This is a genomic window from Aeromicrobium sp. A1-2 (assembly GCF_003443875.1).
In the GTDB taxonomy this organism is placed as follows: domain Bacteria; phylum Actinomycetota; class Actinomycetes; order Propionibacteriales; family Nocardioidaceae; genus Aeromicrobium.
Genome location: NZ_CP027482.1, coordinates 778,087 through 802,417 on the forward strand (window position 1 = coordinate 778,087; position 24,331 = coordinate 802,417).

General features: G+C 68.4%; 16 protein-coding genes and 1 tRNA gene. 11 read left to right on the top strand and 6 right to left on the bottom strand.

All coding sequences use genetic code 11. The features are described from left to right. Positions 1–57 precede the first annotated feature (57 nt). Positions 58–134 (bottom strand) — tRNA-Arg (locus tag C6I20_RS03850). 92 nt (positions 135–226) lie between these two features. Between C6I20_RS03850 and C6I20_RS03855 the strand changes: the two genes are divergently transcribed. The 4 genes from C6I20_RS03855 (at position 227) to ettA (ending at position 6,618) form a co-directional block, all read left to right on the top strand. Continuing rightward, positions 227–1,408 carry a PrsW family intramembrane metalloprotease gene (locus C6I20_RS03855; RefSeq protein ID WP_162891097.1) on the top strand — a complete coding sequence of 394 codons (1,182 nt, stop codon included), beginning with the start codon at positions 227–229 and terminating at the stop codon, positions 1,406–1,408. Between the two features lie 100 nt (positions 1,409–1,508). Further along, entirely contained in the window at positions 1,509–3,224 is a 1,716-nt protein-coding gene (locus tag C6I20_RS03860) for an ABC transporter (protein ID WP_254052240.1), read from the top strand. Next, on the top strand, positions 3,221–4,870 hold the full coding sequence (locus C6I20_RS03865) for a GTPase (RefSeq protein ID WP_118394756.1): 1,650 nt from the start codon (positions 3,221–3,223) through the stop codon (positions 4,868–4,870). Before C6I20_RS03860 ends, C6I20_RS03865 begins: the two co-directional genes overlap by 4 nt. Positions 4,871–4,935: 65 nt before the next feature. Then, positions 4,936–6,618, top strand: coding sequence for an energy-dependent translational throttle protein EttA (ettA, locus tag C6I20_RS03870; RefSeq protein ID WP_118394757.1), 1,683 nt, complete (start codon positions 4,936–4,938; stop codon positions 6,616–6,618). Positions 6,619–6,651: 33 nt separating this feature from the next. Here the strand turns inward: ettA and C6I20_RS03875 are convergent, their stop codons facing one another. Then, positions 6,652–7,125 carry a MarR family winged helix-turn-helix transcriptional regulator gene (locus tag C6I20_RS03875; protein ID WP_118394758.1) on the bottom strand — a complete coding sequence of 158 codons (474 nt, stop codon included), beginning with the start codon at positions 7,123–7,125 and terminating at the stop codon, positions 6,652–6,654. Between the two features lie 98 nt (positions 7,126–7,223). Here C6I20_RS03875 and C6I20_RS03880 point away from each other — a divergent pair, with 98 nt between their 5' ends. Continuing rightward, positions 7,224–7,772 carry a YceI family protein gene (locus tag C6I20_RS03880; RefSeq protein WP_118394759.1) on the top strand — a complete coding sequence of 183 codons (549 nt, stop codon included), beginning with the start codon at positions 7,224–7,226 and terminating at the stop codon, positions 7,770–7,772. A 21-nt stretch (positions 7,773–7,793) separates the two neighbouring features. Here C6I20_RS03880 and C6I20_RS03885 read toward each other — a convergent pair whose 3' ends face one another. Continuing rightward, positions 7,794–8,375, bottom strand: a complete 582-nt coding sequence (locus C6I20_RS03885; RefSeq protein WP_118394760.1) for a TetR/AcrR family transcriptional regulator — start codon at positions 8,373–8,375, stop codon at positions 7,794–7,796. 100 nt (positions 8,376–8,475) lie between these two features. Between C6I20_RS03885 and C6I20_RS03890 the strand changes: the two genes are divergently transcribed. The 6 genes from C6I20_RS03890 to C6I20_RS03915 all read left to right on the top strand — a co-directional run bounded on the left by C6I20_RS03890 (position 8,476) and on the right by C6I20_RS03915 (position 21,784). Further along, complete coding sequence (locus C6I20_RS03890; RefSeq protein ID WP_118398573.1) at positions 8,476–9,621, top strand: acyl-CoA dehydrogenase family protein; 1,146 nt, start codon at positions 8,476–8,478, stop codon at positions 9,619–9,621. Positions 9,622–9,652: 31 nt separating this feature from the next. Next, on the top strand, positions 9,653–10,870 hold the full coding sequence (locus C6I20_RS03895) for an acetyl-CoA C-acetyltransferase (protein WP_118394761.1): 1,218 nt from the start codon (positions 9,653–9,655) through the stop codon (positions 10,868–10,870). Then, positions 10,870–11,625, top strand: a complete 756-nt coding sequence (locus C6I20_RS03900; protein ID WP_118394762.1) for an SDR family oxidoreductase — start codon at positions 10,870–10,872, stop codon at positions 11,623–11,625. Before C6I20_RS03895 ends, C6I20_RS03900 begins: the two co-directional genes overlap by 1 nt. Before the next feature lie 107 nt (positions 11,626–11,732). Next, a complete protein-coding gene (locus C6I20_RS03905) occupies positions 11,733–12,257 on the top strand; it encodes a peroxiredoxin-like family protein (RefSeq protein WP_118394763.1) in 525 nt (174 codons plus the stop codon). Between the two features lie 138 nt (positions 12,258–12,395). Then, complete coding sequence (locus C6I20_RS03910) at positions 12,396–21,392, top strand: type I polyketide synthase (RefSeq protein WP_254052241.1); 8,997 nt, start codon at positions 12,396–12,398, stop codon at positions 21,390–21,392. Next, complete coding sequence (locus C6I20_RS03915) at positions 21,392–21,784, top strand: holo-ACP synthase (protein WP_118394764.1); 393 nt, start codon at positions 21,392–21,394, stop codon at positions 21,782–21,784. Before C6I20_RS03910 ends, C6I20_RS03915 begins: the two co-directional genes overlap by 1 nt. Before the next feature lie 5 nt (positions 21,785–21,789). Here the strand turns inward: C6I20_RS03915 and C6I20_RS03920 are convergent, their stop codons facing one another. From C6I20_RS03920 to fabG, 3 genes are read right to left on the bottom strand one after another with little or no spacing between them, the layout of a single operon-like run. After that, positions 21,790–22,407, bottom strand: coding sequence for a TetR/AcrR family transcriptional regulator (locus tag C6I20_RS03920; RefSeq protein ID WP_254052242.1), 618 nt, complete (start codon positions 22,405–22,407; stop codon positions 21,790–21,792). 10 nt (positions 22,408–22,417) lie between these two features. Then, a complete protein-coding gene (locus C6I20_RS03925) occupies positions 22,418–23,446 on the bottom strand; it encodes a phosphotransferase family protein (protein WP_118394766.1) in 1,029 nt (342 codons plus the stop codon). A gap of 2 nt (positions 23,447–23,448) precedes the next feature. Beyond that, entirely contained in the window at positions 23,449–24,204 is a 756-nt protein-coding gene (gene fabG / locus C6I20_RS03930; RefSeq protein WP_118394767.1) for a 3-oxoacyl-ACP reductase FabG, read from the bottom strand. Between the last annotated feature and the right edge of the window lie 127 nt (positions 24,205–24,331).

The following is a 24,331-nucleotide window of genomic DNA, read 5'->3' on the forward strand; positions in this document are numbered from 1 at the left end:
GCGCCCTCCTCCCCGAATCCTGAACGACGGGATTCGCCAGCGGACCTCACGTTTCGTTGGCGCGCCCGGCAGGATTCGAACCTGCGACCTAGAGATTAGAAGGCTCTTGCTCTATCCGTCTGAGCTACGGGCGCTCGGGCGTTGCCACCCGGGGTAAGCCTATCTGCGCCGGTCGCCGAGCATGCGGGCCCAAGCCCCGATCACCTGCATGCCCTACGATTTGCGGGTGACAGAAGCGACTGCCGCCGCCATCCCAGCCGCGCTGCCCAAGTATCGAGAGCCGTTCCGCCAGCGCGGACGTGTGGCCCTGATCGTCCTGTTCGTCCTGATCGCGATCGCAGGTATTGCCGGCGGAGCCGCGATCTCGTTCAGCGCAGGCGATCCCGAGGGTGCCGGCCTCTCGGTGATGTTCGCGATCGTGCCACTGCCGCTGCTACTGCTCGCCTACTGGTGGCTCGACCGCTATGAGCCGGAGCCGCGCCGCTACAAGTTCGCGGCGTTCGTGTGGGGTGGAGTGGTCGCCGTCGCGATCGCGCTTGCTCTGGAGGTCTGGATCCAGAACACGTGGGACCTGAGCGACGAGACCGCGGCCTCGGTCGTCGCACCCCTCGTGGAGGAGCCGGCCAAGTGCCTGTTCCTCCTGCTGACCTTCGTCCGCTCCCGCCGCGTGATCGACGGTTTCCTCGACGGCCTGGTGTACGCGGGCATCGTCGGCGTCGGCTTCGCCTTCGTGGAGAACATCGGCTACTACGCCGCGAGCTACCTCGGCTCGCCCGACATCCAGGTCGCCGGCGCCGAGGGCGTCACGACGACGTTCGTGGTCCGGGGGCTCTTCAGTCCGTTCGCCCACCCGCTGTTCACCTCGGCATTCGGGATCGCGGTCGGACTGGCCGTTGCGCGGCGCTCCAAGGTGCTCAAGGTCGTGATCCTCATGGTGGGCCTGGCAGCGAGTGTTGGGCTGCACGCGGTGTGGAACGGGTCACTGAGCTATGGCGGAGGCGCCGGCTTCGTGCTGGCCTATCTCGCTCTCGCGATCGTCCTGGCCGGCATCACGATCTTGGCGATCGTCGCGCGGGTCCGTCAGGTCAGGACTCTGGAGCGCTCGCTGTCCTACGTCGCGCAACGTGGGTGGATCCATCCGGCCGAGATCCCCTACCTTTCGCGCTTCGGCTACCGCAAGGCAGCCCGCCGTTTCGCGAAGGATCACGGGGGCAGGGTGACGGCCAAGGTCGTGAAGCGCTACCAGCGGCACGCGACCGAGATGGCGTTCCTGCACGATGCGATGATGACTGGTCGGTCGATCCCCCACGGGGTCGAGCGCACGTATGCACTGCTCGATGCGATGTACGCACTGCGTCCCGCTCTTCGATTCCCGCCCGCCCTCCAGAACACCGCACGTCACTTCTGACCCGCCCGCCGCACGGGACGTGGCGGCGAACTGTCCTCACGTCCACTAATCTGTGTGCCAGCCCCCCATCCGCACAGACCCGTCAACGAAAGGAGCCACCGTGGCCAGCGATCACGCTTCGGCCGAGCTCCTTGGTGCGATGAGCAAGCTCCTGATCGGCGTGCGCGACGTCGCCCTGCGCCTCGAGGTCGACGACGTCGACACTGCGCGGACCACTCAGGCCAAGCTCGTCGACCAACTGTCGGACTACGTCCTTCCGCGTCTCGTGCAGCTCGACGCGCCGCTGCTGACCGTCGTCGGTGGATCGACCGGCGCCGGCAAGTCCACATTGGTCAACTCGCTCGTGGGGGAGCGCGTCACCGAGTCGGGTGTCCTGCGACCGACGACGCGTTCGCCGGTTCTCGTCTACCACCCCGATGACGCCGAGTGGTTCCTGCCCGATCGGATCCTGCCCGATCTGCCGCGCACCGACGTGCCGACCAACGACACGTACGCCCTCCGTCTCGCCTCGTCCGACAAGGTCCCGCGCGGTCTGGCGATCCTGGATGCGCCCGATGTCGATTCGATCGACAAGGGCAACCGCGATCTGGCCGCTCAGCTCCTCGCCGCCGCCGACCTGTGGCTGTTCGTCACATCCGCTGCCCGCTACGCCGATCAGGTCCCGTGGGACTACCTGCGGCAGGCGTCCGAGCGCAGCACCTCGGTCGCGGTGGTCCTCGACCGAACGAGCGCCGAGGCCGTCGTCGAGGTGCGGGGTCACCTCGCTCGGATGATGACCTCACGTGGCCTTTCGGATTCCCCGCTGTTCACGGTCCCTGAGTCAGGCGTCGACGCCGACGGGTTGCTGCCGAGCGAGTCCGTCTCTCCGATTGTGGTGTGGCTGCACGAGCTCGCCGCCGACCCGGCGGCTCGACAGATGGTCGTCGGTCGCACGCTGGACGGGGCTGTCCGCCACGTCGTGCTGCGGGCCCACGACGTCGCCGATGCGATGGACACCCAGATCGCGGCGGCCGAGGTGCTCCACGGGGAGGTCGAAACGATCTTCCGCAAGGCGCTCGACACGTTTGCGACGCAGAGCGCCGACGGCACGATCCTGCGCGGTGAGGTGCTCGCCCGGTGGCAGGAATTCGTCGGCACCGGCGAGCTGTTGCGCTCGGTCGAGGAGAAGGTCAGCCGCATCCGCGACCGGTTCGTCGACGGCGTGACCGGCAAACGTACCCGTTCGACCGAGGTCGTCGAGGCGATCGAGTCCGGTCTCCAGATGCTGCTGGTCGAGCACGCCGAGGCAGCCGCCGAAGCGGGTTCGCGGGCCTGGGCGAGTGTTCCGGCCGGTCGCACGCTGCTGGCTGCCAACCGCGGGATCGATCGGGCGTCGCGCGACTTCCGCGTGCGGGCCGAACGCATGGTCCACGACTGGCGTCAGTCGGTCCTGGAACTTGTGCGGGTCGAGGGCGCCGACAAGCGGATGACTGCGAGGTTCCTGGCCTTTGGCGTCAACGGCATCGGTGTCGCGCTGATGGTCGTGGTGTTCTCACGCAATGGCGAGGGCAAGGAGGCCGGCGGCACCGCAGCACTGGCCCACAAGCTTTTGGATGCAATCTTCGGCGAGGAGGTCGTGATCTCGCTGGCCGACCGTGCCCAGGCCGATCTGGAGGCGCGCGCCGCTGGACTGTTCCAGAGCGAGATCCAGCGCTTCCTCGACCTGGTCGAGAGTCCTCAGACGATCAAGGCCAATCAGGATGTCCTCCGCGAGTCTGCACGTCAGGCCGAATACGCTCGGCACTCCGACTTCCTGAACGGAGAGCCGACGCCATGACTTCCCCGACCGTCGCCGCCGAACCAGTGTTCAGCGGTGGGCGCAACGACGTCGCTGCACGCCTGGACGGGCTGACCAAGGCCGTCGAGGCAAGCCAAGGACGAATCGCGCCCGAGGTGCTCGCTCCGGCCGCAACGTTGTCGGACCGGGCCGCTGAGCGGCTCAAGCTCTCCGGCGAGCACACGATCGTGGCGCTGGCCGGTGCGACGGGTTCGGGCAAGTCGTCGCTGTTCAACTCGCTGACCGATCTCGAGCTCGCCGGCGTCGGTGTCCGACGACCGACGACCTCGTGGGCCCTGGCCTGCGCGTGGGGTCCGGACGGAGCACAGGGCCTGCTGGAGTGGATGGGCATACCGGCGCGCCACCAGGTGTCCCGCATGAGCATGCTTGACCACTCCGCCGAGGACACCAAACTCGACGGTCTGGTGCTGCTCGATCTGCCGGACCACGACTCGACCGAGGTCTCACACCACCTCGAGATGGATCGACTGGTCACCTACGCCGATCTTCTCGTGTGGGTCCTGGATCCGCAGAAGTACGCCGATGCCGCGATCCACGACCGCTACATCCGGCCCATGGCGTCCTATGCCGACGTCACGCTCGTCGTGCTCAACCAGATCGACCGCATCCCGTTCGAGGAGCGCGAACGCGCACTCGCCGACGTCAAGCGGATCCTCTCCGACGAGGGCCTCCCCGATGTCGCGGTGATCGGTGTGTCCGCGACGCGCGGTGACGGCGTCGAAGACCTCAAGCGTGAGATGGCCTCCCGCATCCGGGCGAAGTCGTCGGCGAAGTCCAGGCTCGGATCCGACATCGCGTCTGCGGCCCAGGCGCTCGTCGAGGCCGGCGGGTCGTCGCAGGCTCCCGGACTCGCCCCGGCGGACCGTGAGGCCCTCGACACGGCCCTCGTGGACGGCGCCGGTGTGCCGCAGATCGTCGACGCCATCGCGGCGTCGACCCGACGCCGGGCAGCACAACACACTGACTGGCCGGTGGTGCGGTGGATGGGCCGCTTCCGCGACGACCCGCTCAAGGAGCTCGGACTCGACGAGGACCTCTCGATGTCCTCGCTGGCCCGCGTCGCCGTGCCCGAGGCCGGCAACGTGCAGCGCGCCAATGCCGAGCTGGCGATCCGCGATGCCGCCGAGAAGGCTTCGGTGGGTCTGTCGCGTCCATGGCGGGACGCGATCCGCGACGTGTCGAGCCCCCCAGGTGACGACATCATCGACGCACTGGACCGCGCCATCCACGAGACCAGCCTCGGTGCGACCCGTCCGGCTGTGTGGTGGCGCATCGTCCAGGCAGTCCAGATTCTGCTGTTCGCCGCCATGGTGGTCGGTGTGGGCTGGCTCGCGCTGCAGGGAATTGCCGCGCTCGCCTCGTTCGACCTGCCCGATCTCGGCGAGGTGTCCGGTGCTCCGGTGGCCGCCGTGGTGGCAGGGGGATCGCTCGCGGCTGGCATCGTGCTGGCCATCGTGTCGCGGCTGGCTTCCCGCGTCGGCGGACGCAGGAAGGCTATGCGTGCCGACAGTCAGCTCCGTGCGGCCATCGACGCGGTCACGACCGAGCGGGTCATCGTGCCGATCCAGGCCGAGCTCGATGCCTATGCGGCGTACCGCATCGGCGTCCTCGCAGCCCTGGGCTGACCTCATCGGGCCACGGAGCCACCACGGTTCGTCGTTCAGGGGTCCGGCTCGATAGGCTGGGTCATATGGCTGACTACGTCTTCACACTCCGCAACGTCCGCATGAAGCTCGGCGAGAAGCTCGTCCTCGACGACGTCACGCTTTCGTTCCTGCATGGCGCCAAGATCGGCGTCGTCGGCCCCAACGGCACCGGCAAGTCCACGCTGTTCAAGATCATGGCCGACATGGTGCAGCCCAACAACGGCGACGCGATCAAGGACCCCGACGCCACGGTCGGCATCCTGCTGCAGGAGCCGCCGCTGACCGAGGGCCGCACGGTCCTGCAGAACGTCGAAGAGGCCGTCAGCGAGATCAAGGGAAAGATCGACCGGTTCAACCAGATCAGCGAGGAGCTCGCTGATCCGGACGCCGACTACGACACGCTGCTGCCCGAGATGGGCGAGCTGCAGACCGATCTGGACCACGCCAACGCGTGGGACCTGGACGCCCGGCTCGCCCAGGCCATGGACGCGCTGCGCTGCCCGCCGCCGGACGAGCTGGTCGACCACCTCTCCGGTGGTGAGCGTCGCCGCGTCGCGCTCTGCAAGCTGCTGCTCGAGCAGCCCGACCTCCTGCTGCTCGACGAGCCCACCAACCACCTGGATGCCGAGAGCGTCCTGTGGCTCGAGCAGCATCTCGCGAGCTATCCCGGCGCCGTCCTGGCGATCACCCACGATCGTTACTTCCTCGACAACGTCGCCGAGTGGATCCTCGAGCTGGACCGCGGCAAGACCCACCCCTACGAGGGCAACTACTCGACCTACCTCGAGACCAAGCAGGCCCGTCTCATCGTCGAGGGCAAGAAGGACGCCAAGCGCGCCAAGATCCTCGCCAAGGAGCTCGAGTGGGTTCGGTCCAACGCCAAGGCGCGCCAGGTCAAGAACCAGGCGCGTCTAGGTCGCTACGAGGAGATGGCGGCTGAGGCCGAGCGCGGACGCAAGCTCGACTTCGAGGAGATCAACATCCCGGCGGGTCCACGCCTGGGCGACGTCGTGCTCAACGCCAAGGAGCTGCACAAGAGCTTCGGTGACCGTGAACTCTTCGACGGCCTGACCTTCGACCTGCCCCGTGCCGGCATCGTCGGTGTCGTGGGCCCCAACGGCGTCGGCAAGTCGACCCTGTTCCGGATGATCGTGGGGGAGGAGAAGCCCGACAGCGGTTCGCTCGACGTCGGCCAGACCGTCAAGATCTCGTACGTCGACCAGGGTCGTGGCGGTATCGACGACAGCCTCAACATCTGGCAGCTGGTCTCCGGCGAGCTCGACTTCATCAAGGTCGCCAACTACGAGGTGCCGAGCCGCGCGTACGTCGCCTCGTTCGGCTTCAAGGGCCCCGACCAGCAGAAGCAGGTCAAGGTGCTCTCCGGTGGTGAGCGCAACCGCCTCAACCTGGCGCTGACCCTCAAGATGGGCGGCAACCTGCTGCTGCTGGATGAGCCGACCAACGACCTGGACGTCGAGACCTTGCAGTCCCTCGAGGATGCCCTGCTGGACTTCCCCGGCTGCGCCGTGGTGGTCTCGCACGACCGGTGGTTCCTCGACCGCGTCGCGACGCACATTCTGGCGTGGGAAGGCAATGCCGACACCCCGGCCCGGTGGTTCTGGTTCGAGGGCAACTTCGCCGACTACGAGATCAGCAAGGTCGAGCGCCTGGGCGAAGAGGCCGCACGGCCGCACAGCGTGACGTACCGCAAGCTGACCCGCGACTGAGCAGGGCCACGCGCGAGGCGACGGGACCCGGGGTCAGAAGCCCTTGCCGTTGAGCTTTTCGACAACCTGCTGCATGACGCGACCCAGGGCGGCGAAGTCCTCGGCCCCAGCGGTGTCGAGCAGGTAGTCGTTGACTCCCTGCACGTGGGTGTGGGCCGCCGCCTCGAGGGTGCTGAGGCCGTGGTCGGTCAGGACTGCCGACACGCCGCGTCCGTCGTCAGAGCACTGGCCACGGACGACGATGTCCTCGCGCTCGAGGCGCGCGATCGTGTGGGTCACGCGGCTGCGCGAGTGGCCGACTGCATCGGCCAGCTCAGCCATCCGGATCGAGCGGCCCGGCGCCTCGGACAACCGTACGAGGATCTCGTACTCCGGCATCGACAGGCCGTGTGCGGTGCGGAGATCACGATCGAGGCGGTCCATCAGCGCGGTGGTGCCGCCGAGGAACGAGCGCCAGACCCCCTGCTGCTCCGCGGTCAGCCATGGCGTGGCGGTCGTCGTTTCCATGTGGTCACCCTACTCCGTCGAGGCATTTGATTGAACGTTCAATCGTGTGTACAGTGTATCTAGTTGAAGGATCAACGACAAAGCCACTAGGAGTACTCATGACCACAGCTACCGCAGTCACCACCGGCACCTGGACACTGGACCCGACGCACACCGAGATCGGCTTCACGGTCCGCCACCTGATCGGCAAGGTTCGTGGCAAGTTCACCGGCTTCGAGGGCGCTGTCGTCACGGCCGAGGACCTGAGCGCGTCATCGGTCACGGTCGAGGTCGACCTCAGCACGATCGACACCGGCACTGCCGGCCGCGACGAGCACCTGCGCTCGGCGGACTTCTTCGGCGTCGAGAGCAGCCCCACCATGACCTTCGTCTCGACCGGCGTGGTGCAGAAGAGCGCCACCGACTTCGTCGTGACCGGCGACCTGACGATCCGCGGCATCTCCAAGTCGGTCGAGCTCGCGACCGAGTTCCTCGGTGAGGGGGGCGACCCGTGGGGTGGCACCCGGGTCGGTGTCGAGGCCACGACCCAGATCAGCCGCAAGGAGTTCGGCATCGACTTCAACATGCCCGTCGAGGGCTCCGACAAGCTCATGATCGGCGACAAGATCTCGATCCACATCAACGCCGAGGCTGTGCTCCAGGCCTGATCCGGCCTGCAGGTCGGACGGCTAGCGGCTGTTGGGCCGGGTCATCCTCACCGCGAGATCTGCGTGCAGGGTTGCCAGCTCAGGACCCGACCGGGAGCCGCCCGGCTCGAACCAACGCACCAGATCGACGCCCAGGGACAGCAGCGAGAACGCGGTCCCCGGAACGTCATCAACATCCAGGACTCCCTGGTCGACGCCGTCGGCCAGGGCGTCCTGCATGGCCTTCTCGATGCTTCGGCGGTACCCCGCGACATCGGTCCGGTGATCGGCGGTCAGCGCGTGGTACTCGTACTGCACGATGCGTCCGACCCGACTGTTGTCGGCGTGCCAGAGGCTGAACTCGTAGACCATCGTGCGGAGTCGCTCGATCGGGTCGGCGCTCGACGCGGCGGCAGTGGTGATGACGTCCAGGGCCTTGCGGTGCCCGTTGAGGCTCACCGTGAACAGCAGGCTCTCCTTGGAGTCGTGATGGACATAGACCGCCGCGGGGCTCATGCCCGCCCGTGAGGCGATGTCTCGGGTCGTGGTCCCGGCGAAGCCCTTCTCGGCGAACGCCTCGACCGCGGCGTTGATGAGTCGTTCGCGTGCCGTGATCGTGGTCATGTCGGGACCTCCTTCGGTTGACAGCATGGCGGAGTGATTGCATGCTAAGCAAGCGCTTAGCGTGTTTGACCTCCAGAGCCGCACCATCGAAGGCAGAGCATTGCAGCGATCGATCTTCCACGAGGACCACGAAGCATTCCGCGCATCGTGCGCCGCGTTCCTCGCCAAGCACGTGGAACCGCATCTTGAGATGTACCTGGAGGACAAGGCGCTCCCGCGCGACTTCTGGCTGACCGCGGGCGCCGAGGGGTATCTCGCGCTGGAGATCCCCGAGGCCTTCGGAGGCGCCGAGGCCGGCGACTTCCGGTTCAATGCGGTGTGGGCCGAAGAGCTCAGCAAGCTCAACGCCGCGCTCGCGTCCTGCGCGGCGATCCACTCCGACATCGCCGTGCCCTACATCGTGGACCTGGGCACCGACGAGCAGAAGCAGCGCTGGCTGCCCGGCTGTGCAGCGGGCGAGATCGTCACCGCGATCGGCATGACCGAGCCCGGCGGCGGCTCGGACCTGGCGGCGCTGCGGACCACTGCGGTCCGCGACGGCGACGCGTGGGTCATCAACGGCTCCAAGACCTTCATCACCAACGGCTTCTCGGCGGATCTGATCCTCACTGCGGTCCGCACATCGCCGGAGAAGGGGGCCAAGGGCATCACGCTGTTCGGCATCGAGGCGACCGATGCGGGATTCAGCCGCGGCCGCAAGCTCGACAAGGTCGGGCAGTCCGAGGCCGACACCTCTGAGCTGATCTTCGAGAACGTGCGCCTCGGCGACGACCGGATCATCGGTGAGCAGGACCGTGGCTTCATCTACATGATGGAGCGACTCCCGCAGGAGCGACTGACGTGCGCGGTGTCGAACGTCGCGCATGCCAAGCAGATCCTCGCCGAGACGATCCAGTACGCGCACGACCGGCAGGCGTTCAAGCAGTCGATCGGCAGCCTGCAGCACAACAAGTTCCTGCTCGCCGAGCTGGTGACCAAGATCGACGTCGCCGAGGCGTACGTCGACCAGGTCGTGCTGGCCCACACGCAGGGCAACGCGACCGCGACCGACGCCGCCAAGGCGAAGTGGTGGTCCTCGGAGATCCAGAACGATGTGCTCGACCACTGCGTGCAGCTGCACGGCGGATATGGCTTCATGAACGAGTACCGTGTCGCCCGCGCCTGGCGCGACGCTAGGGTCAGCAAGATCTGGGCTGGATCCAACGAGATCATGAAAGAGCTCATCGGTCGCGACCTCGGATTCTGAGGCCGGACCACCCCACCAGGAAGGCAACGAAATGCCCGAAGCAGTAATTGTGGCCACCGCGCGCTCGCCGATCGGTCGCGCCGTCAAGGGATCGCTCAAGGACATGCGTCCTGACGACCTGACGGTCCAGATGGTCGAAGCCGCGCTCGGCAAGGTGCCGGAGCTGGATCGCCACGACATCATGGACCTCCACCTCGGCGTCGGCCAGCCGGCCGGTGAGTCGGGCAACAACCTGGGTCGGATCGTCTCGGTCATGGCTGGCATGGACCACGTTCCCGGCGTGACGGTCAACCGCTACTGCTCCTCGAGCCTGCAGACGACCCGCATGGCCTTCCACGCGATCAAGGCCGGCGAGGGCGATGTCTTCATCTCGGCGGGCGTCGAGACCGTGAGCCGGTTCGCCAACGGCATGGCCGACTCGGCGAGCACCTTCAACCCGTTGTTCAACGATGCTCTGGCCCGCACGGAGAAGCGCTCCGAAGGTGGGGCCGACGCATGGCACGACCCGCGCGAGGACGGTTCGATCCCCAATGCGTACATCGCGATGGGACAGACCGCCGAGAACGTTCAGCAGCTCATCGGCATGAGCCGCCAGGAGCAGGACGAGTTCGGCGTCCGCAGCCAGAACCTGGCCGAGAAGGCCATCAACGACGGCTTCTGGGCCAAGGACATCACTCCGGTCACGCTGCCCGACGGCACTATCGTCAGCACCGACGACGGACCCCGCGCCGGCGTGACCCTCGAAGGCGTCTCGCAGCTCAAGCCGGTGTTCCGGCCGGACGGCACGATCACGGCCGCCAACTGCTGCGCGCTCAACGACGGCGCCGCGGCGCTCGTCATCATGAGCGACACCAAGGCCAAGGCTCTGGGCCTGACCCCGCTGGCACGGATCGTGTCGACCGGTGTGACGGGTCTGTCGCCCGAGATCATGGGTCTTGGACCGGTCGAGGCCGTCAAGCAGGCTCTGCGCCACGCCAACATGGACATCGGCGACATCGACCTGTTCGAGATCAACGAGGCTTTCGCGGTGCAGGCGCTCGGTTCGGCGCAGGCTCTCGGCATCCCGATCGACAAGCTCAACATCAACGGTGGAGCTATTGCGATTGGTCACCCGTTCGGCATGACCGGTGCACGTATCACCAGCACGCTGATCAACTCGATGCAGCACCACGACAAGCAGTTCGGCGTCGAGACGATGTGTGTCGGCGGCGGACAGGGTATGGCGATGGTCCTGGAGCGTCTGTCCTGATGGCGGGTCGTTTCGACGGCCAGGTCGCGATCGTCACCGGTGCGAGCCGGGGGATCGGTCTCGCTATCGCCCAGCGGTTCGTGGCCGATGGCGGCAAGGTGTGCATCACGGCCCGCAAGGCCGAGGCGCTCGCCGAGGCGGTCGAGTCGCTCGGCGGTTCCGAGCACGCGATCTTCGTGGCTGGCAGTGCCGATGACGAGGCGCACCAGGACGAGACCGTCGCGACGACGTTGGCGGCCTTCGGTCGGATCGACTTCCTGGTCAACAACACGGGCATCAACCCGACGTACGGGCGGATGATCGACGTTGACCTCGGCGCTGCTGAGAAGACCATGCGGGTCAACGTGGTCTCCGCGATTGCGTGGGCGCAGAAGGTCTATCACGCCTGGCTGGGCGACCACGGTGGCGCGATCGTCAACATCGCCTCCGTGGCAGGCCTCCTGCCGGCGCCCGGCATCGGTGTCTACGGGGCGTCCAAGGCCGCGTTGATCCACGTGACGGAGGAGCTCGCGGTCGAGCTCGGCCCCGACATTCGGGTCAATGCCGTGGCGCCTGCGGTCGTCAAGACCAAGTTCGCGACGGCGTTGTACGAAGGCAGGGAGGAGGAGGTCGCGGCGGCGTACCCCCTCAAGCGTCTGGGCGAGCCGGACGACATCGGCTCGGTCGTCACGTTCCTGCTGTCGCAGGACTCCGCCTGGGTCACGGGCCAGACCATCACGATCGATGGTGGCGTGACGCTCACCGGGGGCGTCTAGCCCGTCCGCGTCCGTCACACCGTGCCCTCGTCGACTGTCAGCCGACGAGGGCACGGTCGCGTCGTGGGATCAGGAATTTCGTGCATCGGACGCGCGCTGTGCTTGGTATGAGCATTCTTCCCACGCACACGCCGCCCAGCCTCGATCTCCCGCTCACGGGAGGGGGAGGCACCGAGAGCCTCAAGCTGGGCTCCGGTCAGGACGGTCGGTTCACCCTGGTGGTCTTCTACCGCGGCCTGCACTGCCCGGTCTGCCGCAAGCAGCTCAAGGAGCTCGATCGCCGGATCGAGGACCTCAACGATGCCGGCGTGGGTCGCGTGATCGCGGTCAGCATGGAGACCGAGGAGCGTAGTGCCAAGGTCGTGGACGAGTGGCACCTCCAGGACCTGTCGGTCGCGTACGGCCTGAGCGAGCAGTCGGCGCGCGACTGGGGCCTGTTCATCTCCACGGCGATCAAGGAGGGGGAGCCGGCCACGTTCAGCGAGCCGGGGATGTTCGTGCTGGACTCGGACGGCTCGCTGTTCTGGAGCAGCGTCGCGAGCATGCCGTTCGGTCGCCCCGCGATCGACGACGTCATCGCTGGACTGACCTTCGCGCAGAGCAACGACTACCCGGCTCGCGGCACGGCCTGAGCGCGGCGGGGTGTGAGGCACGTCTCGGGAAAAGATGAGGAAAACCTCATCTAAAAGTTGAGGAATCCCTCATGTTTTGTCATGATGGAGGGACCGCCCGTCGATCCAGCGACGGCAGTAACCCGAGGGAATCCGCCTGTGACGACCATCGACACCCCGCTTGCCGCGATCCAGACAACCGAGCGTCGCGGCGCCCTGATCGACCGCATCCTGACCGGCACGCCGTACGCCATCGCGTTCGGCGGTCAGGGTGCGCCGTGGCTCGAGCCGCTCGCCGGCCTGATCCGTGACTTCGCGCTCGAGGCCGAGCTGGAGTCACTCGTGTCGCAGGCCGAGGAGCGTCTGTCGCCTGTGGCGACCGAGCTGGCTCGTGTGGGCGTCACCTTCACCCCACTGGCGTGGGCCGATGTCATTGCGGTCGGTGAGTCCGCAGAGGACGACGACGCACCTGTACTGCCGAGCTCCGAGGTGCTGGATACACCCGGAGCCTCGGTGCCCGGCATCCTGCTGGCCCAGCTCGCGGGCCTCCGGGCCCTGCGCCGCCAGGGCATCGACCCGCAGGTCGTCGCGCCCGTCGCAGTCATCGGTCACTCGCAGGGTGACCTTGCGACACAGTCGCTCGCGGGTGTCGACGATGTCGAGCTGCTGGCCGTCGCCCGCCTGATGGGTGCGGCAGCGCAGCTCGTCGGGCGCCGCCGCGGACTGCTCGGGTCCACGATGCTGAGCGTCTCGAACGTCGTCCCGCAGCGCATCGACGAGATCCTGGCCGAGCTGCCGGCCTCGTTGCGGGTCGTCTCGCGCCTGCGCAACGGTCGTCGTAGTGTCGTCCTGTCCGGGCCCGTCGACGGCCTCCGCGTCGTCGAGGCACGGCTCGAGGAGATCGCCGCGGCCGAGAAGGCCGAGCGCGAGCGCAAGACCACCGGTGGATCGCCGTTCGCACCCGTGCTCGAGCCGCTCCCGGCGCAGCTGGCGTTCCACCACCCCGATCTCGCCGAGGCGGCGGACCTCGTCGCCACGTGGGCACAGGCCTGCGGCTTCGACGCAGCGCGTGCTCGGACGCTCACGATGCGCGCGATCGTCGACCCGGTCGACTGGGTCGCCTCGCTGGATTCGGCGCTGGATGCTGGCGCCACCTGGATCCTTGACATCGGACCTGCGGAGATCGCCGCGCAGCTGTCCGCGCGTGAGCTCCGCAGCCGTGGGGCCGGCGTCATCGCCACGACGACCCGTCGTGGTCACCGTGAGCTGACCGCCGCTGGCGCCTCGCCTCGTCTCGCGAAGCCGTGGGCCGCGTACGCGCCCAGCGTCGTGACGCTGCCTGACGGCAGTCTGCACGTCGAGACCCGGTTCACCCGGCTGACCGGCAAATCGCCGATCCTGCTCGCCGGCATGACTCCGACGACGGTCGATGCCAAGATCGTTGCCGCCGCGGCCAATGCCGGCTTCTGGTCCGAGCTCGCCGGTGGCGGTCAGGTCACCGAGGAGATCTTCGCCGATCGTGTCGCCGAGCTCGACGACCTGCTCCTGCCCGGCAGGAGCTACCAGTTCAACTCCCTGTTCCTCGACCCCTACCTGTGGAAGCTGCAGCTGGGACAGAAGCGTCTGGTGCAGCGCGCCCGTGCCGCCGGAGCGCCGATCGACGGCGTCATCGTCACGGCCGGCATCCCCGAGCTCGACGAGGCGGTGGCACTGGTCGAGGAGCTCCGCGAGGCCGAGATCGCGCACATCGTCTTCAAGCCCGGGACCGTCAAGCAGATTCGCCAGGTCGTGGCCATCGCCAAAGCCGTCGCGCCGACCCCGATCATCGTCCAGATCGAGGGCGGCCGCGCCGGTGGGCACCATTCGTGGGAGGACCTCGACGACCTGCTGCTCGCGACCTATGGCGAGCTGCGCGCGCTCGACAACGTCGCCGTGGCCGTCGGCGGCGGCATCGGCACCCCCGAGGTCGCTGCGGCGTACCTGACCGGTGAATGGGCCCGTCGTCATGGATATCCGGTGATGCCGTTGGACGGCATCCTGGTCGGCACCGCCGCGATGGCAACCCTCGAGGCGACGACCGCCCCGGACGTCAAGCAGCTCCTGGTCGACACCCGCGGCACCGGCACCTGGGTCGGTGCGGGCAGCGCCAAGGGCGGGATGGCCTCGGGCCGCAGCCAGCTCGGCGCCGACATCCATGAGATCGACAACACGGCGTCACGCACGGGCCGCCTGCTCGACGAGGTCGCCGGTGACGCCAAGGCCGTCGCGGCGCGCCGCGACGAGATCATCATCGCGCTCGACCGCACCGCGAAGCCGTACTTCGGCGACGTCGAGACCATGACGTACGCCCAGTGGCTGCGCCGCTACATCGAGCTGTCCGGCACCCCGTCGTGGCTCGACATCACGTTGCGTGACCGCTTCCACGCGATGCTGCAGCGGGCCGAGTCCCGGCTGCACGTCGCGGACCGTGGCCAGATCGCGACCCTGTTCGCCGACTCGGCATCCGTTGACGACAGCGCTACGGCGCTGGCCACGCTGGTGGAGACCTACCCCCACGCCGAGGGCGTCACCCTGCACCCGGCCGACGTGCTGTTCTTCGTCGAGCAGTGCAGGACGCCGGGCAAGCCGGTCAACTTCGTGCCGGTGCTTGACCAGGACGTCCGTCGCTGGTGGCGCTCGGACTCGCTGTGGCAGGCACACGACCCGCGGTACGCCGCCGACGAGGTCTGCATCATCCCCGGCCCGGTCTCAGTGGCCGGCATCGACCGCGTCGACGAGCCGGTCGCCCAGCTCCTGCGTCGCTTCGAGGACGTCACGATCGACGGTCTGCTGGCCTCGGGGCGCGCCGCCCAGCGCGTCTCCGGACGCCGGCGGGTCGAAGGGGCCGGCGACGTCCTGTCCCTGGTCCTGGCGGCACCCGACCTGGTCTGGGCCGGTCGCACGGTCCGCAACCCGGTCCACCGTCTCGGCGCCGAGTGGTTCATCGTCGATCCGCAGCGCGCCGAGCACCCCGAGACAGGCGCGACCCTGGTGGCGATCGATGGCCGCACCGCAGAGCTCAACGTGCCGCTGGCCCGTCCGCTCTCGCTGCGGATCGACCTCGACGACGCAGTGCTCGCGGGTTCTGCCCCGATCGTCACGACCGATGTCGCGGTGGCCGCTATGGGCTCGCTCGTCGCAGGGGCTGCTGGTGGTGACGTCCCGACCGTGTCCAACGGCCGTGCGACGGTCAGCATCTCGTGGGACCCCGACCTGGTCGCCGATCACGCCGGAGTCACGGGAGCCCACACCCCGACGCATCCCGTGCCCGACGTCCTGGTCGGCCTGGCCTGGCCGTCGGTGTTCGCGGTCCTCGGCGCCGCCACGACGCGTGACGGTCTCCCGGTCATCGAGGGAATGCTCGACCTGGTCCACCTCGACCACGCGATCGCGATGACCGGCACGCTCCCGGTCGCACCGACCGCTCTGTCGATCTCCTCGGTCGTCCACTCGATCGAGGACACCGGCTTCGGCCGCGTCGTCGCGGTCGACGTCACGGTCTCCGCACCCTCGGGTGACATCGCCACGCTTCGCGAGCGCTTCGCGATCCGTGGCCGCATCGGCTCCGGCGAGCTCGCCGATCCTGTGCGGGCAGGCGGATCCCTGACCGGCGACATCGCGGACACCCCGCGCAAGTCGCGTGGCGCCGCGACTCTCATTGCTCCGACCGACCTGCGCGGCTTCGCCGCCGTGACGGGCGACCACAACCCGATCCACACCAGCGTCGCGGCGGCCCGCCTGGCGGGCCTCGGCGATCCGATCGTGCACGGCATGTGGGTCTCCGCCGCCGCCCAGCAGGTCCTGTCCCACCGTCGCATCACGGGCTGGACGACGCGCTTCCTCGCCCCGGTCCGCCCGGGCGTGACGGTCGACATCAAGGCCGACCGCATCGGCCTGGACGCCGGCGCCGAGGTCGTCGACATCACCTGCCGCGCCGATGGTGAGGTCGTCATGTCGGCCACCGCCCGCCTCGAGGCGCCGCGCACCGCGTACGCCTTCCCCGGGCAGGGCATCCAGCACCCCGGCATGGGCATGGCCGCGTACCAGCGGTCCAAGTCTGCCCGTGAGATCTGGGACCGTGCCGACGCGCACACCCGCGAAGCGCTCGGCTTCTCGATCCTCACGGTGGTCCGTGACAACCCGACCGAGCTCGTCACGAACGGGGTCAACCACAAGCACCCCGATGGAGTGCTGTTCCTGACCCAGTTCACCCAGGTCGCCATGGCGGTCCTGGGAGCGGCCCAGATGGCCGAGCTGCGCGAGTCCGGCGGCTTCGTCGAGGGCTCGATCCTCGCGGGACACTCGGTCGGCGAGTACAACGCGCTGGCCGCAGTCTCGGGCGTCATACCGCTCGAGGCCGTCGTCGAGGTCGTGTTCCAGCGCGGCTCGGTCATGCACGCGCTCGTCCCGCGCGACGCCGCCGGACGCAGCAACTATCGGCTCGCCGCGATCCGTCCTTCGCAGATCGGCCTGACCGACGACGACGTCACGGCGTACGTCGACGGTGTCGCCGAGCGTTCGGGCGAGTTCCTGCAGATCGTCAACTACAACCTGCGTGACTCGCAGTACGCGATCGCCGGCACGGTGCGCGGTCTGGAGGTCCTCGAGACCGACATCGCGAAGCGTCGCACGCAGTTCGGTGGCAAGGCGGCGTTCATCCTGGTGCCCGGGATCGACGTGCCCTTCCACTCGACCGTCCTGCGTGATGGTGTCCCGGACTTCCGGGATCGGCTCACCGAGCTCCTGCCGACGTCGATCGACCCGGAGATCCTGACGGGACGCTACGTCCCCAACCTGGTGCCCAAGCCGTTCTCGCTCGACCGTGCCTTCTTGCAGGAGATCGCCGATCTCGTGCCGTCGGAGCCGCTCGACGCGGTGCTGGCCGACTTCGCCGACTGGTCGAGCCGGCCCGGCGAGCTGTGCCGCGTCGTCCTGATCGAGCTGCTGGCCTGGCAGTTCGCCAGCCCGGTTCGCTGGATCGAGACACAGGACCTGCTGTTCGGCGCCGAAGGGTCCGGAGGCCTGGGTGTCGAGCGCTTCATCGAGGTCGGTGTGGGCCAGGCGCCCACCGTGGCGAACCTCGCGTCCTCGACGCTCAAGCTGCCCGGTCGCCTCGGTGGTCCGGTCGAGGTGCTCAACTTCGAGCGCGACAACGCCGCGGTCTTCTCGACCGACGAGGAGCAGGTCGTCGAGGAGGACGAGGCTCCGGCCGAGGCCGCCACGGCGACGGATGCGGCTCCAGCCGCTGCGGCGCCCTCCGCTGCCACCTCGAGCGGGCCGCGTCCGGCGGACCTTTCGTTCGACGCGGCCGATGCCACCACGGTCCTTATCGCCTGGTGGACCAAGATGCGTCTGGACCAGATCGGTGCAGCCGACTCGATCGAGTCGCTGTGCGACGGTGCATCCTCGCGCCGCAACCAGCTGCTCGTCGATCTGGGCGGCGAGCTCGGTCTCGGTGCGATCGACGGTGCGGCAGATGCCGACCTGCCGACCTTGTCGGCCCAGGTCAAGGGTCTGGCCCGCGGCTACAAGCCGTTCGGGCCAGTGCTCAGCGAGGCTCTTGGCGATCACCTCAAGAAGGTGCTCGGCCCGACCGGCCGGCGCCAGTCCTCGATCGCCGAGCGGGTCACCGACGTGTGGCAGCTCGGACCGGGCTGGGCGAGTCACGCACTCGTCGAGCTCGCGCTGTCGAGCCGCGAGGGTGCCAGCATCCGCGGCGGCGACTACGGCTCGTTGAGCGGGCTGGGCTCGGCCGCTGACGCCGATGCTGCGATCGACGCGAGCGTGCAGGCCGTGGGCGCTCGCCACGGCGTCAACGTCGACCTGCCGGCGACCGGCGGGGGAGAGGCCACGATCGACGCGGCCGCCCTCGGCGAGTTCACCGCCCAGATCACGGGGCCCGATGGCGTCCTCGCCTCGTCGGCCCGACTGGTCCTGGACCAGCTCGGACTCAACGACGTGCCGCCCGCGGTCGAGACCGACGAGGCTGCGGCCGAGGTGCTCGCCCGGGTGGAGAGCGAGCTCGGCAGCGACTGGGCCAAGCTCACCGCTCCGGCGTTCGACGAGCTCAAGGCCGTCCTGCTGGACGACCGATGGGCCAGCGCACGTGAAGACCTTGCGCGCATCGCGACCGGCGACACCGTCGAGGCGTGCTTCGTGGGTGCCGGACCGGCCGTCGCGGCCCAGGCCACCTGGCACTCGACCCACTCGGACCCCGCACTTGCGGACCGGTTCAAGCAGATCGCGGCTGACGCCCTGAGCTCGACGAAGGGCACATGGGCCGATGAGCTCGCGGTCGTGACCGGCGCCAGCCGGGGATCCATCGCGGCCGCCGTGACCGGCAAGCTCCTGGCTGGGGGAGCGACCGTCATCGCGACGACGTCGGGCCTGGACTCGGCCCGGCTCGGGTTCTACAAGGAGCTCTACCGCACCCACGCGATCGATGGCGCAGCGCTGTGGATCGTCCCGGCCAACATGGCCTCGTTCGCCGACGTCGATGCCTTGTCGAGCTGGATCTCCAGCGAGCAGACGCAGACCCGCGCCGGGACCACAACTGTCCTGAAGCCCGCCATGACGCCGACGCTGCTGTTCCCGTTCGCCTCCGGCCGGGTCGCAGGAGACCTGACCGACGCTGGCAGCCGCACCGAGATCGACATGCGGATCCTCGTGTGGTCGGTCGAGCGGTTGATCGGCCGGTTGTCGGCCCGCACCCAGGATCGTGACCTCGCGTCGACGTTGCACGTCGTCCTCCCGGGCTCGCCCAACCGCGGAATGTTCGGCGGCGACGGCGGCTACGGCGAGGCCAAGTCGGCGCTCGACGCGCTGGTGGCTCGCTGGTCCGCGGAGCGTACGTGGGCCGAACGCGTGACCTTGAGCCACGCCATCATCGGCTGGGTCCGCGGCACCGGCCTGATGGGCGGCAACGACCCGTTGGTCGAGGCCGTCGAGGCGGCCGGTGTTCGCACGTGGTCGCCCGATGCGATGGCCGAGGCGCTGATGGACACCTGCTCGGCCGAGGCGCGGGCAGCAGCCCGTCTGGAGCCGCTGACGGTCGACCTGACCGGCGGCCTGGGCGGCGCCAAGCTCGACATGAAGGCGCTGGCCGAGGGCATCGAGAGCCCAGCCGTCGTCGAGGAGGATCCAGGCGCCACCATCACGGCGCTGGCCGGATCGCCCGCACAGCTGGACCGGGTCGAGCAGATCGACTGGGCGCCGACCGATGCGCAGCCCGAGGACCTCGTGGTCATCGTGGGTGCCGGCGAGCTCGGTCCGTACGGCTCCTCACGTACCCGCTACGAGATGGAGGTCTCGGACGAGCTGTCCGCGGCCGGCGTGCTCGAGCTGGCCTGGACAACCGGGCTGGTCTCGTGGGACGAGCAGGGTGGCGGCTGGTTCGACACCGCGACGCAGGACAAGGTCGCCGAGGCCGATCTGGTCGAGCGCTACGAGGCCACTGTCCGCGAGGCCGTCGGCATTCGTCGCTACGTCGATGAGGGCACCATGATCGACAACACGGCGCCGCTGCTGACGTCGGTGTTCCTCGACAACGATCTGTCGTTCACGGTCTCCAGCGAGTCCGAGGCGCGCGCACTGAGCGCCGCGGATCCCGAGCGCACGGTCATCACTGCCACCGCGGATGGTGACTGGACCGTGACTCGCAAGGCCGGCACCGAGATTCGAGTGCCGCGCCGCATGGAGCTGACCCGCACGGTCGGCGGCCAGATCCCGACCGGCTTCGATCCCACGGTGTGGGGCGTGCCGGCCGAGATGGTCGAGTCGATCGACCGGGTCGCGCTGTGGAACCTGATCTGCACCGTCGACGCGTTCCTGTCCAGCGGCTTCGATCCGTCCGAGCTGATGCGCTGGGTCCACCCGGCGATGGTCGCCAACACGCAGGGCACCGGCATGGGCGGCATGCAGTCGATGCAGTCGCTCTACCTGGACACGTTGCTCGGCGAGAGCAAGGCCAACGACATCCTGCAGGAGGCGCTGCCGAACGTCATCGCAGCGCACGTCGTGCAGTCGTACGTCGGCTCGTACGGCGCCATGATCCACCCCGTCGCCGCGTGTGCCACGACGGCCGTCTCGGTCGAGGAGGGCGTTGACAAGATCCGGCTCGGCAAGGCGGACTTCGTTGTGGCGGGCGGCTTCGACGACCTGAGCGTCGAGGGCATCGTCGGCTTCGGCGACATGTCGGCCACGGCCGACTCCGGAGCCATGCGGGCCAAGGGTCTCGAGGACCGCTACTTCAGCCGGGCCAACGACCGTCGCTACGGCGGATTCGTGGAGTCGCAGGGTGGCGGCACGATCCTGCTGGCCCGCGGTGACGTTGCCGCTCGGATGGGGCTTCCTGTCCTGGGTGTCGTCGCGTACGCCGGTTCGTTCGCCGATGGCGTGCACACCTCGATTCCGGCTCCGGGCATCGGAGCGCTCGCCGCGGCTCGCGGCGGACGTGAGTCGGGCCTGGCCCGCTCGTTGCGGTCGCTCGGCGTGACCGCCGACGACATCGGCGTGCTCTCCAAGCACGACACCTCGACCGGCGTCAACGAGCGCAACGAGTCCGAGCTCCACGAGCGCATCGCCACGGCGATCGGTCGCAGCGACGGCAACCCCCTGTACGTCATGTCGCAGAAGGCCATGACCGGTCACGCGAAGGGCGGTGCGGCGGCATTCCAGCTCATCGGCTTGTGCCAGGTCCTGTCGGGCGGGGTCATCCCGCCCAACCGGAGCCTGGACTGCGTCGACGATGATCTTGCCGAGCACGAGCACCTCGTCTGGCTGCGTCAGCCGCTCGAGACCGGGCAGCTCAAGGCCGGGCTCCTGACGAGCCTGGGCTTCGGGCACGTGGCCGGACTGCTCGCGATCGTGCACCCACAGGCATTCCTTGCAACCTTGAGCGGTGAGGAGCGCGACTCCTACGCCGCCCGTGCGGAAGCGCGGTTGATCGAGGGTCGGATGCGTCTGGTCAGGGCGATGTACGGCGGTCCCTCGCTGTACACGCGTCCTGCAGACCGGCGCCTCGGCAGCGAGGGAGTGCGGAAGCGGGAGGCTGGAATGCTCCTGGATCCGCAGGCACGGCTGGGTGAGGACGACGCCTATTTCGGGGCGTCCTGCTAGTGACGATCGCCGGAGTCGGAGTCGATCTGGTCCACGTTCCCACGTTCGCGGACCAGCTCGACCAACCCGGCACCACGTTCGTCACGGCATTCCTGCCCGGCGAGCGAAGTGACGCGCGGAGTCATCCCTCCGACGCTGCGCGTCACTTCGCTGCCCGCTGGGCGGCCAAGGAAGCGGTCATCAAGGCCTGGTCGGCATCGATGTACGGCCAGGCGCCGTTGATGGACGAGCACGTGCACCACCTGATCGAGCTGGTGTCCGATGCGTGGGGTCGCCCCCGCATCCGTCTGCACGGCGAGGTCGCCAAGCACCTCGACGGGCACACACTCGAGGTGTCCCTGAGCCACGACGGCGACTACGCCATCGCGTACGTCGTCCTGCACCGGCCGTAGCCGGTTCAGGCCTGCTCGGCGCTCAGCAGGTAGGCCATGACGAGACGCTTGAGCTCGATGATCGACTCGCTGTGCTCCTGGCCGTCGCGGATCGAGAAGTTGAGCATCGAGTAGACGACGTGCACCAGCACCTCGGCCATGATGGTGCGGCGTTCGCGCGGGGTGCCGGGCGTCAGCGGCGCGAGTGCCGGGGAGACCTCGGCGGCGAGCCCGCGCTCGGTCACCGCGGCGGTTGCCCGGGTGGCGGGGGTCGACTGCACCGCGAGCCAGACCGCTCGACGTGAGGGGTCGCTGACCCACAGTGCGGCCATGTGATCGATGAACCGGTTGAGGAACTTGAGCCAGTCCAGGGTCGGGATCGCCTCGGCGAAGCTCTGCAGCTCCATGCGGACGGCCACGGCGTCGACCCGGTCGAGCTCGCACACGATGACGTACTTGTTCTGGAAGAACTGGTACAACGTGCCGATCGGGAGGCCGGCCCGGTGGGCGACCTCCTCGCAGGTGAACGACTCGAACCCAACCTCGAGCAGCAGCTCACGGGAGACCCGCAGCAGGTGGTCGAACTTCTTGTGGCTGCGCTCCTGCGTGGGGCGGCGCCGGGGTTCAAGGATCTCGGCCGTCACGCGCGCCACCCTATCTTGAAGCGGCCCGTCCCGCGGCAACCAGTGGAACGATCATGTCGCCGATCCCGTCGAACCCGCTGCCGACCGTCTGTCCGTGGGAGTGCCGGTAGTGGATGCCCTCCAGGATCACGGCGAGTTTGAAGAATGCCAGTGCGAGGTGGAAGCCGATGTCGCTGACGTCCCGGCCGGAGCCTTCGGCGTAGCGTGCGAGCACTGCGTCGCGGCTCAGGTAGCCGGGGGCGAGCGCTGCATCGGTGACGAGTGCGGCCCCGTCGGCCGACGGGGGAGCGACCTCGGCGAGCTGCTGGTAGGCCAGCAGGACCGCGACGTCGGTCAGTGGGTCGCCGAGGGTGCTCATCTCCCAGTCGAGCACCGCGGTCACCCGGTCGTTGTCGTCGACCAGCACGTTGTCGAGGCGATAGTCGCCGTGCACGATGGTGCCCTCAGAGCTGGTCGGGATCGTGCCCTCGAGCTGCGCGATGAGCTCGTCCATGCCCGGGAGCTCGCGGCTCGTCGACGAGACCAGCTGCTTCTTCCAGCGTGAGACCTGGCGACCGAGATAGCCGTCGGGCCGGCCGAAGTCGCCCAGCCCGACCTCCTGGTAGTCGACCGCGTGCAGCGCCACGAGGGTGTCCACGAGTCGTTCGGTGATCGCGCCGGTGCGCTCGGCACCGAGCGGCTCGAGCTGCGCCGCCCGGCTGTACGGCGTACCGGCGACCCGCTCCATGACGTAGAACGGGGCGCCGAGCACCTCGGTGTCCTCGCAGTGCGCGAACATCCGCGGCACGGGCACGTCGGTGGGTGCCAGCGCCGCCATGACCCGGTGCTCCCGGCCCATGTCGTGCGCCGTGGCCAGCACGTGCCCCAGAGGGGGGCGCCGGACGACGAGGTCACGGCTGCCGTTGCTGACGATGTACGTCAGGTTGGACTTGCCGCCCGTGATCAGGCTCGCGGTCAGCGGCCCGTCCAGGATGCCGGGGTGCTTCTGTCCCAGCCAGCCCTGCAGCGCAGTGAGATCGAGGCCCTTCGGATCGGTCATGCTCAGTCCGTCGGTCCGCCGGCGACGTAGATGACCTGGCCGGAGACAAACCCGGCACCCTCGCTGACGAGGAACGAGGCCATGTGGGCGATGTCCTCGGGCTGACCGACACGGGCGACCGGGATCTGCTCGGCGCTGAACTTGAGGAAGTCGTCGAACGGCACCTTCATGCGCTCGGCGGTGGCGGCGGTCATGTCGGTCTGGATGAAGCCCGGCGCGATGGCGTTCGCGGTGATGCCGAACTTGCCGAGCTCGATCGCGAGGGTCTTGGTGAAGCCCTGGAGACCGGCCTTGGCGGCCGAGTAGTTGGCCTGGCCGCGGTTGCCCAGCGCCGAGGTGCTGGACAGGTTGACGATCCGGCCGTACTTGGCCTCGGTCATGTACTTCTGGGCGTACTTGGTCATCAGGAACGAGCCACGCAGGTGGACGCCCATGACGAGGTCCCAGTCCTCGACGCTCATCTTGAACAGCAGGTTGTCGCGCAGGATCCCGGCGTTGTTGATCAGCACGGTCGGTGCGCCGAGCTCGCTGGTGATGCGCTCGAAGGCGGCCGCGACCTGCTCCTCGTTGCTGACATCGGCGCCCACGGCGAGCGCCTTGCCGCCGGCTGCGGTGACGGCGTCGACGGTCGCGGCGCACGACGCTTCGTCGAGGTCGACGATGGCAACCTGGAAGCCGTCGGCGGCCAGGCGCTTGGCCACTGCCGCGCCGATGCCTCGTGCGGCTCCGGTGATGATCGCTGTACGGGTTTCGGTCACGGGTTGCTCCTTCGACGGCGCGCCTAAGCGCTTGCTTAGTAACTTCTCCAGCACGGTATCGCACCGGAGGTGGAGTGTGCGAGATCACCTCCGAAAATAGCGCGCTAGAAGGTGAAGGATTCCTCAT